Source organism: Roseicyclus amphidinii (assembly GCF_030163755.1).
Lineage (GTDB): Bacteria > Pseudomonadota > Alphaproteobacteria > Rhodobacterales > Rhodobacteraceae > Roseicyclus > Roseicyclus amphidinii.
Genome location: NZ_JASJOE010000081.1, coordinates 1 through 12,404 on the forward strand (window position 1 = coordinate 1; position 12,404 = coordinate 12,404).

A 12,404-nucleotide genomic window follows, 5' to 3' on the forward strand; every position below is an offset into this window, starting at 1 on the left:
GAAGGACGGGAGCACGATGTCGGACAGGGCGGCGGCCTGCATGATCGAGGCGCGCATCGCCGCGGCATCGGGCCAGAGCAGGGGCCGGATGTTGGGGTCGAAGGCGACGCGCGCGCCGCGCGCCCTTGCGCGGGTGACGGCGGCCAGCAGCCGGTCGCGCCCGGCGGCGGGCAGGATCGCCAGCGTGATGCCCGAGAAGCTGACCATGTCGCCCGGCCCGACGCCCGGAAGATCGTCCAGCTCATCGGCGAGGGTGCGCGCGGCCGAGCTGTCGCGCCAATAGGAAAAGCTGCGCTCGCCCTGCGACAGCGTGATCAGGTACAGCCCGATGGTCCGGTCGGGGCGGACCGTCAGTTCGGGCGTGATGCCCGCGGCGCGGATGAACGCCTCCAGCCCCTGCGAGGCCGCATCCTCGCCGATGGCGGTGAGGTAGGCGACCTCGATCCCCGGCCCGGCTGCACGCCGCGCATACCACGCCGTGTTGAACGTGTCGCCCGCGTAGCCCATCGCGTAGCGGCCGTCGTGCTGGGGGGCCATCTCGATCATGCATTCCCCGATGCAGAGCAGACGGACGGTCATTCCGCGCCCCCGGGCCGCGGCGCGCGGAGATCCGCGGTGCAGGCGTGCAGACCCCGAGCGCGCGCGGACCGGGCGGACGGGGGGGCTGATAGGGACGGATCGGGCATGGAACCTCCATGGGGCGGCGGTGGGGGCGGGGTAGTCGATCACATGCATCGAGACAACTGCCGCGCAAGGGCCCGGTGCGTGGTCCCTCGGTTCGGCCTGTCGCGGCCCGGCGGGTTGCGGCGGCCCCGAGAGATTGAGATTGAAGACAGGCGTGGCTTTGTCGTTTATTCCGGGAAACTTGCCGCCACCGCCACCGCAACCGCTGTCATCGCCATCTCCTCCGCCTCGGGAAGGTCCGTGCCCATGAGCCTCGACCAGATCTTCGTTCTCGCGCTCGTCGGCGTGGTCTTCCTGAGCTTCATCCGCGAGATCTACCCGCCCGAGGTGACGGCCCTTGCGGCCTCGGCGGCGCTGCTGGCGACGGGGATCATCGAGACGCGGGACTTCCTGTCGGTGTTCAGCTCGTCGGCGCCGATCACCATTGCGATGATGTTCATCATCTCGGCGGCGCTGGAGCGGACGGGGGTGCTCGAGATCATCGGCGACGTGCTGAAGCAGCAGGCGCGCGGGTCGTTCCTGCGGGCGATGCTCCTGATGATGGTCGGCACGATGGGGGCGTCGGCCTTCATGAACAACACGCCCGTGGTGATCCTGTTGACTCCGATCATGATCTCGGTCGCCTCTTCGGTCGGCGTGGCGCCGTCGCGGATGCTGATCCCGCTCTCCTTCGCCGCGATCTTCGGCGGGATGCTGACGCTGGTCGGCACCTCGACGAACATCCTCATGAGCGGCGTGGCGCAGGAGGCGGGCCAGCCGCCGCTCACCATGTTCGAGATGACCCTGCCGGGGCTGATCCTGGCGACGGTGGGCATGGTCTACATGGTGTTCGCCGGGCGCTACCTGTTGCCCGACCGGGCCTCGCTCTCGGGGGTTCTGGGGCAGGAGAGCAAGCGCCGCTTCCTTGCGCGGCTGTTGATCCCGAACGGGTCGAAATACGTCGGCAAGCAACTTGCCGATCTGCCGTTCAACACCGCCGAGACGCGGATCCTCGACGTGGTGCGCGGCGAGGTGTCGATGCGCCGCACGATGCAGGAGCTTGTCCTCGAAGCCGGGGACCGGCTGGTGCTGAAGACCGGCACCGGCGAGATCCTGGGGCTGAAGGACGACGGGCAGATCGCGTTTCGCGGGCGCGAGGATCACGACGTCGAGCCGGTGACCGCGGACCAGACCATCACGATGGAGGCCAGCGTCGGACCGAAATCGCACCTGCGGGGGCGGCCGATCAAGGATCTCAAGCTGCGCCGGAAATACGGCGTCTACCTCATGGCCGTGCATCGGCAAGAGCAGAACATCAGCCAGGAATTGCAGGATCTGCGCCTGCAATTCGCGGATACCCTTCTGCTCGAGGGCCCGCCCGAGGGGCTTCAGCGGCTGATGGAGGACGGCGGCATCGTCAACCTGTCGACCCCGTCCGAAGGGCCGCAGCGGCGCGCCAAGGCCCCCATCGCCATCGCCACCATCGTCGGCGTGATGGGGCTGGCCGCGCTGAACGTGCTGCCGATCGCGGGGCTTGCGGTGATCGGGGCCGTCATCGTGATGATGACGCGCTGCGTCGACCCCGAAGAGGCCTTCGACGCGATTGACTGGCGTATCCTGTTCCTGATCTTCGGGATGCTCGGCCTGACCCTGGGCATGGAGGAGACCGGCACGGCCAACATGATCGTCGAAGCGGCGGTCGGCGCGGTGGGCGGGATCGGGCCGCTCGCCATTCTCGCTGCCGTCTATGTCCTGACCAGCGCCCTGACCGAGATGGTGTCGAACAACGCGGTCGCCGTGTTGATCGGCCCCATCGTCATCGCGCTCGCCATCGAGCTGGGCTTCGACCCGCGCCCCTTCATCATGGCGGTGATGTTCGCGGCCTCGGCCAGTTTCGCCACGCCCATCGGCTACCAGACCAACACCTTCGTCTACGGGGCAGGCGGCTACAAGTTCACCGACTTCATCCGGGTCGGCCTGCCGCTGAACCTGATCTTCGCGGTGGTCGCCGTGGGGATCATCCCGCTGTTCTTCCCGTTCTGAGGACCGGCACGGCGCAGGGATCGGGGCGCAGGGATCGGGGCGCAGGCTTTGGGGCGCAGGGCGTGCCCCGGTCAATGGGGTTCGGTGTGCAGCGCCTCGTCGGCGAAGAGATGGGCCTTGGCGGCGTCGAAGCTCAGCCCGATCTCGGTGCCGGGCTTCAGAACCCTGTCCTCGGCTATGGCGGCGATGATGCTGCCGCCGTCCCGCAGGGTGACGTCGATCACGGTCTCGGCGCCCAACCGTTCGGTCAGCGCGACCGTGCCGTGCAGCATGCCTGCGTCCGGGGCCGTCGGGGTCAGGTATTGCGGGCGCACCGCGAGGATCGCCTTGTCCCCGCCCTTGAAGCTGCGCCCGCCGGTCGGCACGTCGATGGGGTCAAGCGCGGGGGTGCGGACGGTGGCCTGACCGGGTCCGACCGATCCGACCTCGACCTTGATGAAATTCATCGAAGGCGCGCCCAGAAAGCCCGCGACGAAGAGGTTGGCGGGGTTGTGATAGAGTTCCATCGGGGTGCCCGTCTGCATCACCTCGCCGTCCTTCAGGACGACGATCTTGTCGGCCAGCGTCATCGCCTCGACCTGGTCGTGGGTGACGTAGATCATCGAGGCGCCAAGGTTCTGGTGCAGCTTGCCGATCTCCATCCGCATGTCCATGCGGAGCGCCGCGTCGAGGTTCGAGAGCGGCTCGTCGAAGAGGAACACCTTGGGGTCGCGCACGATGGCGCGCCCGATGGCGACGCGCTGGCGCTGGCCGCCCGACAGCTGCGAGGGGTGGCGGTCGAGCAGGTGCTCCATCTGCAGGATGCGCGCGGCCTCGGCGACCTTGCGCTCCTTCTCGGCCCTGGGCGCGCCCGCGATGGTCAGGCCAAAGGCCACGTTCTCGCGCACCGTCATGTGCGGAAAGATCGCGTAGGTCTGGAACACCATGGCGATGCCGCGATCCTTGGGGGCGAGGTCGTTGACGGTGACCCCGTCGATCTCGAGCGTGCCCGAGGTGATGTCCTCCAGCCCCGCGATCATGCGCAGAAGCGTGGACTTGCCGCAGCCCGAGGGGCCGACGAAGACGACGAATTCGCCGTCCTCGATGTCGATGTCCACGCCCTTGATGACCTCGACGGCGCCGAAGCTCTTGCGCAGGTTCCTCAGTCTCACGGTGGCCATGGCGTCACTCCGCGGCAGGGGCAGGAACGACCCGAAGGGTGCCGTCCGCTTCGGTGTGAACCGGTTCGGGGTCGAGGATGCGGCCGACGAAGTCGCCATCAGGGCGGTCGGAGAAGCCCAGAATGCGCAGCCCCTCGGTCGTCTCGACGATCCGCGCCGCGTAGCGCCGGCAGGGCAGGGCCCCGTCGAAGAAGCCGGGCGCGATCCGCCACGGACCGCGCGGGTCGTCGGCGACAAGGTAATGGTTGCCGGTGACCGGGCCGCCCTCGGTCGCCTCGGCCTGCGCCTTGGAGAAATGCTCGGCCGCGGTGCAGAACAGGCAATACCAGCGCCCGTTCTGCGAAAAGACCTGCGGCACCTCGAGCTGGCCGTAACCGCCGGTGAAGACGGGGGGCTGAAGCGTCCATGTCATCAGGTCGGGCGAGGTGGCAAAGCCGATGGCGCCGCCGGCGTTGGGTTCCGCGATGCCGGGCGCGCGGGCAGTGAAATACATCAGCCAGCCGTCGCCGTCGGGGTCGCGCATGACCCAGGGGTCGCGCATCGCGCGGTCGTGCCAGACGCTTTGGGCGAAGTCGGCCTCGTAATGGGCGGCATTCGGCCCGGTCAGGTCGAGGCATTGCCCGTCGCCCACCCGCTGCCAGCTGTGCAGGTCGCTCGAGGTGGCGTGGCCGATCCGTTGGTAGAGCCCCTGCTCGGCGCGGGTGGTGCCGGTGTAGAACAGGTGCCACAGGCCGTCGTCCCCGCGGATCACGCTGCCCGTCCAGGTGGTGTAGTCGTCCCATGCGGGCTGCGGCGCGGGCGCATGGCAGGTGCCCAGGTGTTCCCATGTCGTCAGGTCGTCGCTGACGGCATGGCCCACGCTGACGTTGAAATGGCGCAACTCGGGGTCGCCGAGGGATTTGGGCGCCTTGAGGAAGAACCCGTGCCAGCGGTCGCCGTCATGGGCATACCAGCTGTCCCAGATCCAGTGGTCGTCGAGAGAGAGTGACATCAGCCTTTGACTCCGGTCGATGCGATGGAAGCGATGAAGGCGCGTTGCAGCACCAGGTAGAAGGCCAGCACCGGCAGGGTGATCACGGTCAGGTAGGCCATGACCTCGCCCCAGGCGGTGTTGAGCTGGAAGAAATAGCCCAAGCCCACCATCACCGGGCGCACGCTTTCCTGCTGCACCACGATGAGGGGCCAGAGATACTGGTTGTACATCACGAGGAACTTGAGGATCGCCGCGGTGGCGATGACGGGGCCCGCCAGCGGCATGACCACGCGCCAGTAGACCTGGAACCAGGTCGCGCCCTCGACACGGGCGGCCTCGATCAGCTCGCGGGGCAGGTCGCGGAAATACTGCACGAAGAGGAAGATGGTCAGCCCGTCGGCCACCCAGGGGATGATCTGCACGCGGTAGGTGTTGAGCCAGCCGAACTCCAGCCCGTTCCAGCCGATCCACGGCAGTTGCGACACCATCAGCAGCAGCGGAATGGCGATGGTTTCGAAGGGGATGATCAGCGTGGCGAGGATCACCGACAGGATCACGCCGCGCCCCTTCCATTCGAGAAAGGCGAAGGAAAAGGCCGCGAGCGAGCAGACCGCCAGCGACAACAGGACGGTGATGCCGGTCACCAGGACCGAGTTGATCATGAAGGTGACGACCGGCGCGCGGCGGAAGGCGTCGGTGTAGTTCTGCAGGCTGATGTCGCCCACCGGCAGGAAGGCGCGCAGCGACGAGGTGTCGGCCAGGAGCTGCGCCTGCGGCTTGAGCGAGGACATCACCATGAACAGCAGCGGGAAGATGAAGATGATCGCCACCAGCGTCAGGACGGCATAGCGCACGGCCAGCCTGAGCCCCCGGTTCTCGGCGGATACCATGGCCATGGTCAGCGCCCCCTCGTCAGCCAGCGTTGCACCAGCGAGATGCTCAGAACGATCAGGAACAGGATCACGCTGATCGCCGAGCCGCCCGAGATATCCTGCCGCCCGTAGCCGCGTTCAACCGCCTGGAAGACCAGCGTCTGCGTGCTGTCCAGCGGGCCGCCGTTGGTCATGACGTCGATCTGCGCGAAGAGCGCGAAGCATTGCATGGTGATGACGATCAGGATCAGGACGGCGGTGTTGCGCAGCCCCGGCCATGTCACGTAGCGGAAGGTCTGCCAGCGGTTCGCGCCCTCGATGTCGGCGGCCTCGTAGAGGGTGGGGCTGATGGTCTGCAGGCCCGAGAGCCAGATCACCATGTGAAAGCCCACCGCCTGCCAGATCGACATCGCCATGATCGACCCCAGCGCGGTCGAGGGATCGCCCAGCCAGTCGCGCCCTTCGAAGGCGCCGAAACTGAGCGCGGAGAGCAGGTTGTTCAGAAGCCCGTCATTGCCGTCGTAGATGAAGCGCCACAAGAGCGAGACCACCACGATCGAGACCACCACCGGCATGAAATAGATCGTGCGGTAGATGTTGATGCCCCGCAGGCGCTGGTTGATCAGCAGCGCAAGGCACAGGGCAAGCCCCGCCTGCACGGGCGCGACCACCAGCACGAAGAGAAAGGTGTTCACGAGCGCCTTCATGAAGACCACGTCCGAGGCGATGACGACGCGGGCCGTGTCGCCCGAGTGCCAGCGGAACCATTCGCGCATGCCGCGGTACTGCGGGAAGTCGTCGGAGCGCGTGATCGTGCGGACGCGCGGGTATTCGATCGCGCCGTCGGCGTCGCGCAGGATCTGGCCCGCGTCGTCGCGCTCGGGCTCCAGCGTGATGACCGCAAGGCCCAGAAGGCTGCGGTAATTGTCGAGCCCCACGTATTCCGTGGGGTTGGGAGAGATCAGCCGCTGGTTCGTCAGCGAGAAGTAGAAGGCGAAGAAGAAGGGCAGGACGATGAAGACCGCGATCAGGCCGAAGCCCGGCAGGGCAAAGCCCCAGCCCGCGCGGTTCGATGTGGTCAGTTTGCTTGCCATCGCGGCACCTTTCCCCGTCGCGCGAGAGGGCCGGGGACGTCGCCGCCCCCGGCCCGTCCTGCCTCAGCCGTCGTGGCCGTAGCCCTGGTTGCGCTCGATGTCGGCCTCGATCGCGTCGACGGCGGCGTCAAGCTCGTCGGCCACGTCCGCGCCGTTGGCGATATTGGCCAGCGCCGCCTCGAAGACCTGCGCCGCGACCACGTAGCCCGGCGTCACCGGGCGCACGAGCGCCTGTTCGGCGGAGAGGCCGAAGAACACCTCGAGCGGGCCGCCCTCGGCGTAGTTCTCGGTCATCGCGGCTGCGCCCGGCGTCGAGGGGATCAGGCCGATACCGTCAGAGAAGGCGGCCAGGTATTCGTCCTGCAGCGCATGGGCGATGAAGGCGTTCGCGCCCTCGGGGGTTTCGCAGGTGGCCGAGACGCCGAACTGCCACGAGCCTGCGCCGATGGTCGGGCCGTTGCCGAAATCGGGCGCGGGCAGGAAGACCACGTCCTCGACCGCGCCCAGCGTCGGCACCGCGGCCCAGTTTCCGTTCCACGCGAAGGCATATTTGCCCTCGTTGAAGCCGCTGTCGCGGTCGGCGGGGTCCTGGCTGGTGCCGGGCGCATAGCCCTCGGCGAACAGCATCTGCCACCATTCGCCGAAGGCGAGCGCCGCGTCGCCGTTCAGCACGCCATCGGCGCTGGTGTAGGTCTCGCGGTCGATGATGTCGCCGCCGAAGGACTGCAGGAAGGGCGAGAAGGCATAGGGATACCATTCGCCGGTCCACGCCATGCCGAGGTCGAGGGCGTATTCGTAGCGCCCGTCGGCCCGCGCCGCGTCGAGGGCGGCCATGAATTCCTCTTGCGTCCAGGGCTCGGCCAGGGTCGGCGTGCGCAGGCCCCAGGCGTCGAGGTCGGATTGCCGCGCGTAAAGCGCGACGGCCGCGTCCCACAGGCCGACGGAATACAGCTCGCCGTCCCAGTAGCCCAGCGTGCCGGGCAGGTAGCCCTCGATCAGGCTTGCGTCGATGGCCAGCGGCTGCATGTAGCCCGACCACGCCCAGTTCGGCATCACGGGGCCGTCCACGTCGAGGATGCAGGGCAGGTTGCCCGCCAGCGCGCCCGCGACGACACTGTCGTTGTAGGAGTTCTGCGGGAAGCTTTCGAGCGTGACCATCCAGTCGGACTGGCCCGCGTTGAAGTCGTCGACGATGCGGGTGATGATCGCGCTTTCGACCTCGTTCCCGGCGCCGTGATACCACATGCCGATTTCGGTCTGGGCCTGTGCCGACGCGGCCCATCCCAGGCCGAGTGCGGTGGTGAGCAGCAGGGTCTTTCTTGCCATCTGTGTATCCTCCCTCGGTGGCAAAGCAGATCAGGTGATCGTGGTGACGCTGTCGCGCCAATGGACCGGGCCGGGCACGGTGATGCGCCGGGTCCCGGACTGCGGTTCGGTCAGCAGCCGCGCGGCCTGTCGGCCGATTTCGCGGTAGGGCAGCGCGACCGTGGTGAGCGCGGGGTAGAGCGTTTCGGAAATCAGGCGGTAGTCGTCGTAGCCCGCGACCGAGATGTCGTCTGGGATGCGCAGCCCGCGGGCGCGCAGCATGCCGTAGACCGCCAGCGCCATGCGGTCGTTGCCGCAGCAGATCGCGGTGGGCAGGGGCGAGGTGGCAAGCAGCGCCGCGATGGCGTGCTGCAGCGTCGCGGTGCGGGCCTCGGCATCGTCATCGACGCGGTCGGCGACGATCATCAAGCCGGGATCGAGCGGAAGGCCCGCGGCCCGGTGGGCGTCCTCGTAAGCGCGGGTGCGGTGCTGCGTGGCCAGCAGGGCATGGGGCAGTTGCAGGTAGGCGATGCGCCGGTGCCCGCGCGCGATCAGCCCGTCCACCAGCACGCGCTGGCCGGTGTAATCGTCGGGCACCACGGCCGAGGTCGCATCGTCGGCAAAGCCGTTGGCGACCACGAGCGGCGCGGACACCGCGGTGGGCGGGGGCAGGGCGACCTGTTGATGGAAGGGGGCCACGTAGATCGTGCCGTCTACCCGGTGCCGGGCCAGCGTGTTCAGCAGCCCCGGCGCGGCATCCGCCCGGCCGCCCGTATCGGTCAGAAGGACCGTAAGGCGCTTTTCGTCCAGCACGTCCTGGATGCCGCGCAGGATGTAGATCTCGGGCAGACCCGCAAGGAGCGGGTTGTCGTCGGTGTAGGAAATCGCCCCCGAGACGACGCCGATCAGCCCCGATTTCGCCGACCGCAAGGCGCGCGCCGCCGACGAGGGCACGTAGCCCAGCGCCTGCATCGCGGCCTCGACGCTGTCGCGCGTGGCCTTGCCGACCGGTCCGTCGCCGTTCAGCACCCGGCTCACCGTCTTGGGCGAGACACCGGCCGACTTGGCGACGTCATAGAGCGTGACCATGCGAATTCCCCCCGACTCGGCGTGTGACACCGATGTCATGACATCGATGTCATCATGGGTGGCCGGTGTCAATCTCGCATCGGGGTGGGGTGGCCTCGTCCGGATCTGATAAGCCCAACCGGCGGGGTCGCCCTCTCCGATCCGGCGACGGACCCTCGCCGCGCCGCTGCCTGTCGTCGCTGCAAGGCCGCCGCCCGGTGCGTCGATGCCTGTTTGCGGCGGTGGCGCGGGTTCGGGCGTGAGGGATTGCACCACTGCTGCGTCCGGGCTGTCAGATCCGGTTGACCGCCACGGGGTACCGATGCTTGCGGATGCGGGCCGTTCGCCGTGCCGAGGCGAAGCCGGCCGTCACGCATCCATCGGACGCGCGATCAGGTTGCCGTCATGCCAAAGCCCCATGCCCCCGGTCGGGGGGTGGGGCATCTTCACGCCGCGCCCCGCTGTCCCGTTGCCTGCGGATGGCGCAGCCCGAGAATGTCGCGCGCCTGCTGCCACGTGGCGACAGGTCGTTGGTTGCGCGCGCAGATCTCCGCGGTCCGACGGACCAGTGCGGCGTTCGACGGGGCGAGCGTGTCGCGGTCCAGCCGCACGTTGTCCTCGAGCCCCGTGCGCGCATGGCCGCCCGCGGCGATGGCCCATTCGTTGAGGGTCAGCTGGTGCTGGCCGATGCCCGCCGCACACCACGGCGCGTCCGGGCCGAACAGGCGGTGAACCGTGCGGATGTAATAGTCGAACACGTCGCGGTCGACGGGCATCGCGTTCTTCACGCCCATGACGAATTGCACGTAGGGCGTGCCCTTGAGCTGGCCGCGGTCGGCCATTTCCTTGGCCTTCAGGATGTGGCTGAGGTCGAAGGCCTCGATCTCGGGCTTCACGTCATGGGCCAGCATCTCGGCGGCGAGCCAATCGACGAGGTCGGGCGGGTTTTCGTAGACGCGGGTGGGGAAGTTGTTGGAGCCGACAGACAGGGACGCCATGTCGGGGCGGAGCGGAAGCATCGCGCCGCGCGCCTGCCCTGCGCCGGACCGGCCACCGGTCGAAAACTGGAGGATCATGCCGGGGCAGTGCTTTTCCAGCCCCTCCTTGAGGGCCGCGAATTTCTCGGGGTCCGAGGAGGGCGTTTCGTCGTCGTTGCGCACATGCGCGTGGACGATGCTCGCCCCGGCCTCGAAGGCCTCATGCGTGCTTTCCACCTGTTCCGACACGGTGATCGGCACGGCAGGGTTGTTCGCCTTGGTCGGCAGGCTGCCGGTGATGGCGACGCAGATGATGCAGGGTCTGGTCATCCGCCCAGCCTCACACGTCGAAGAAGACGGTTTCGTCTTCGCCCTGAAGCTTGATGTCGAAGCGGTAGACCGCAGGTCCGGCCCCCTCGGAGCGCGTCGCCACCAGCGTGGCGCGCCGGTGCTCCCATTCGATCAGGTTCAGGACCGGATCCGCGGCGTTGGCTTCGGCCTCGTCGGAGAAATACATCCGGGTGTTCAGCCCGACATTGATCCCGCGCGCGACGATCCAGAGATTGAGATGCGGGGCCTGCACGCCGACATTGCGTCCACGGGTCCGTCCGGGTTTCACGGTCTCGAAGCCCCATTCGCCGGTGTCGAAGTCGGTGATCACGCGGCCCCAGCCGCGAAAGCCCTCCTCGACCGGGCCGCCGCCTTCGGGATGGGCATGATGGCCGTCCGCATTGGCTTGCCAGACCTCGATGAGCACGTCCTTGATGGGGGCGCCCATGCCGTCGATCACGCGGCCCTCGATCCGGATACGCTCACCCCTTGCGTTGGGTCCGGCGATATCCCGGCCGAGTTCCCGCTTGTAGATGTCGAAGCCCGCGGCACCGGGGGCAAGGCCGATATGCACGTAAGGCCCCGCGGTCTGGGATGCGGTCTCGCGCAGGTCATTCAATCGCTGCGACATGGTTCAGTTCCCCTCGAGGCGGTTTTCGAACAGGGTCGAGCGTCGGCCGCGCAGGACGATGTCGAACCTGTAGGCGATGGTATCGAGCGGGATCGACGCGTTCATGTCGAGCCTCGCGGTCAGCCGCTCGATCGCGCCTTGGTCCGGGATCGATTGCACGATCGGGCAGATCGGGATCAGGGGGTCGCCCTCGAAATAGCACTGGGTGATCAGCCGCTGGGCGAAGCCCGAGCCGAACACCGACACATGCACATGCGCAGGCCGCCAGTTGTTGACCATGTTGCGCCACGGATAGGCACCCGGCTTGACCGTGCGGAAGACGTAGCAGCCGTTCTCGTCGGTCAGGGTCCGCCCGCAGCCGCCGAAATTCGGGTCGATGGGAGCGAGGTAGGTATCCTTCTTGTGGCGATAGCGCCCCCCGGCATTCGCCTGCCAGAGCTCGACAAGGGTGTTGGGCACCGGCCGCGCGTTCTCGTCCAGAACCCGGCCATGGAGGAGGATGCGCTCGCCGATGGGGCTTTCGCCGGGCTGCGCGAAGTTGGTCAGAAGGTCGTTGTCGCCCGCGTCGATATCGCCATGGCCGAAGACCGGGCCGGTGATCTCGGACACGGAGCATTGAAGCGAGATCAGCGCATAGCGGGGGCTGCGTGCGACCGACGTCTTGTAGTCCGGCGTCAGGGCAGGCGGGTGCAAGGACCGGTCGCGCTGGTAGAATTCCCCTTGGGGTGTCATGCGGTGTTCTCCTCCAGGTCCGAATAGGTGGCCTTGGCCAGCTTGATGGCGTGATTGGCTTTCGGGACGCCGGCGTAGATCGCCACATGCAGAAAGGCCTGCATCACGTCGTCCTTGGTCGCGCCGGTATTGGCCGTCGCGCGGATATGCATGGGGATTTCCTCGAAATTCCCGGTCGCCGCCAACAACGCCAGGGTCAGCATCGACCGTTCGCGCCTCGTGATGGTCGTGTCGGACCAGACCGTGCCCCAGGCCGCTTCGGTGATGAGGGTCTGGAACGGCGCATCGAAGGGCGTCGTCGCGGCCTCGGCGCGGTCGACATGGGCATCGCCGAGAACGGCGCGCCGCGTCATCATCCCGAGATCGAACAGCTCAGACATGGGCGTGCTCCTTGGAGAGGGCGGCAAGACCGGCGGCGAAGACACCTGTGCCGTCCATGGGGCGGCAGGAGGCAGCCGCGAGGCCGTCGGCATCGGACCCGGTTTCGGCCGTGGCCGCGACCGGGCCGGGCGGGCAGGTTCCGTCCCGCAGCGCGCGGGCCGCTTCGGCCGGGTCG

The 12,404-nt window shown here is 67.8% G+C and carries 13 protein-coding genes; 1 reads left to right on the forward strand and 12 read right to left on the reverse strand.

Features of this window, described 5'->3' with window-relative positions; translation table 11 throughout:
- A partial coding sequence (locus QQK83_RS17330; protein ID WP_284266393.1) for a PfkB family carbohydrate kinase occupies window positions 1–579 on the reverse strand: 579 nt, incomplete at its 3' end.
- Window positions 580–930: 351 nt separating this feature from the next.
- Here QQK83_RS17330 and QQK83_RS17335 point away from each other — a divergent pair.
- Window positions 931–2,706, forward strand: coding sequence for an SLC13 family permease (locus QQK83_RS17335; protein ID WP_284266394.1), 1,776 nt, complete (start codon window positions 931–933; stop codon window positions 2,704–2,706).
- Between the two features lie 71 nt (window positions 2,707–2,777).
- Here QQK83_RS17335 and QQK83_RS17340 read toward each other — a convergent pair whose 3' ends face one another.
- From QQK83_RS17340 to QQK83_RS17390, 11 genes are all read right to left on the reverse strand, one after another.
- Entirely contained in the window at window positions 2,778–3,866 is a 1,089-nt protein-coding gene (locus QQK83_RS17340) for an ABC transporter ATP-binding protein (RefSeq protein ID WP_284266396.1), read from the reverse strand.
- 4 nt (window positions 3,867–3,870) lie between these two features.
- Window positions 3,871–4,857, reverse strand: coding sequence for a glycoside hydrolase family protein (locus QQK83_RS17345; RefSeq protein ID WP_284266398.1), 987 nt, complete (start codon window positions 4,855–4,857; stop codon window positions 3,871–3,873).
- Window positions 4,857–5,735, reverse strand: coding sequence for a carbohydrate ABC transporter permease (locus tag QQK83_RS17350; protein WP_284266400.1), 879 nt, complete (start codon window positions 5,733–5,735; stop codon window positions 4,857–4,859). The genes QQK83_RS17345 and QQK83_RS17350 overlap by 1 nt, the downstream gene beginning before the upstream one ends.
- Window positions 5,736–5,737: 2 nt before the next feature.
- A complete protein-coding gene (locus QQK83_RS17355; RefSeq protein ID WP_284266402.1) occupies window positions 5,738–6,805 on the reverse strand; it encodes a carbohydrate ABC transporter permease in 1,068 nt (355 codons plus the stop codon).
- Window positions 6,806–6,868: 63 nt separating this feature from the next.
- On the reverse strand, window positions 6,869–8,131 hold the full coding sequence (locus QQK83_RS17360; RefSeq protein ID WP_284266404.1) for a sugar ABC transporter substrate-binding protein: 1,263 nt from the start codon (window positions 8,129–8,131) through the stop codon (window positions 6,869–6,871).
- Between the two features lie 30 nt (window positions 8,132–8,161).
- Window positions 8,162–9,238 (reverse strand): LacI family DNA-binding transcriptional regulator, encoded by a 1,077-nt coding sequence (locus tag QQK83_RS17365; protein WP_284266406.1) that lies wholly within the window; start codon window positions 9,236–9,238, stop codon window positions 8,162–8,164.
- A gap of 386 nt (window positions 9,239–9,624) precedes the next feature.
- Window positions 9,625–10,485, reverse strand: coding sequence for a 3-oxoadipate:acetyl-CoA acetyltransferase (locus tag QQK83_RS17370; protein WP_284266408.1), 861 nt, complete (start codon window positions 10,483–10,485; stop codon window positions 9,625–9,627).
- A gap of 10 nt (window positions 10,486–10,495) precedes the next feature.
- Window positions 10,496–11,116 (reverse strand): protocatechuate 3,4-dioxygenase subunit alpha, encoded by a 621-nt coding sequence (pcaG, locus tag QQK83_RS17375; protein WP_284266410.1) that lies wholly within the window; start codon window positions 11,114–11,116, stop codon window positions 10,496–10,498.
- A 3-nt stretch (window positions 11,117–11,119) separates the two neighbouring features.
- A complete protein-coding gene (gene pcaH, locus QQK83_RS17380; protein ID WP_284266412.1) occupies window positions 11,120–11,848 on the reverse strand; it encodes a protocatechuate 3,4-dioxygenase subunit beta in 729 nt (242 codons plus the stop codon).
- Complete coding sequence (gene pcaC, locus QQK83_RS17385) at window positions 11,845–12,228, reverse strand: 4-carboxymuconolactone decarboxylase (protein ID WP_284266414.1); 384 nt, start codon at window positions 12,226–12,228, stop codon at window positions 11,845–11,847. The genes pcaH and pcaC overlap by 4 nt, the downstream gene beginning before the upstream one ends.
- Window positions 12,221–12,404 (reverse strand): hypothetical protein (locus QQK83_RS17390; RefSeq protein WP_284266416.1); only part of this gene is annotated, 184 nt, incomplete at its 5' end. The genes pcaC and QQK83_RS17390, both read right to left, overlap by 8 nt.

Excerpts from the sequence above, each read along its gene's own strand:
- QQK83_RS17335 (WP_284266394.1), top strand. The coding sequence starts at position 931 with ATGAGCCTCGACCAGATCTTCGTTCTCGCGCTCGTCGGCGTGGTCTTC.
- QQK83_RS17340 (WP_284266396.1), bottom strand. The coding sequence starts at position 3,866 with ATGGCCACCGTGAGACTGAGGAACCTGCGCAAGAGCTTCGGCGCCGTC.
- QQK83_RS17345 (WP_284266398.1), bottom strand. The coding sequence starts at position 4,857 with ATGTCACTCTCTCTCGACGACCACTGGATCTGGGACAGCTGGTATGCC.
- QQK83_RS17350 (WP_284266400.1), bottom strand. The coding sequence starts at position 5,735 with ATGGCCATGGTATCCGCCGAGAACCGGGGGCTCAGGCTGGCCGTGCGC.
- QQK83_RS17355 (WP_284266402.1), bottom strand. The coding sequence starts at position 6,805 with ATGGCAAGCAAACTGACCACATCGAACCGCGCGGGCTGGGGCTTTGCC.
- QQK83_RS17360 (WP_284266404.1), bottom strand. The coding sequence starts at position 8,131 with ATGGCAAGAAAGACCCTGCTGCTCACCACCGCACTCGGCCTGGGATGG.
- QQK83_RS17365 (WP_284266406.1), bottom strand. The coding sequence starts at position 9,238 with ATGACATCGGTGTCACACGCCGAGTCGGGGGGAATTCGCATGGTCACG.
- QQK83_RS17370 (WP_284266408.1), bottom strand. The coding sequence starts at position 10,485 with ATGACCAGACCCTGCATCATCTGCGTCGCCATCACCGGCAGCCTGCCG.
- pcaG (WP_284266410.1), bottom strand. The coding sequence starts at position 11,116 with ATGTCGCAGCGATTGAATGACCTGCGCGAGACCGCATCCCAGACCGCG.
- pcaH (WP_284266412.1), bottom strand. The coding sequence starts at position 11,848 with ATGACACCCCAAGGGGAATTCTACCAGCGCGACCGGTCCTTGCACCCG.
- pcaC (WP_284266414.1), bottom strand. The coding sequence starts at position 12,228 with ATGTCTGAGCTGTTCGATCTCGGGATGATGACGCGGCGCGCCGTTCTC.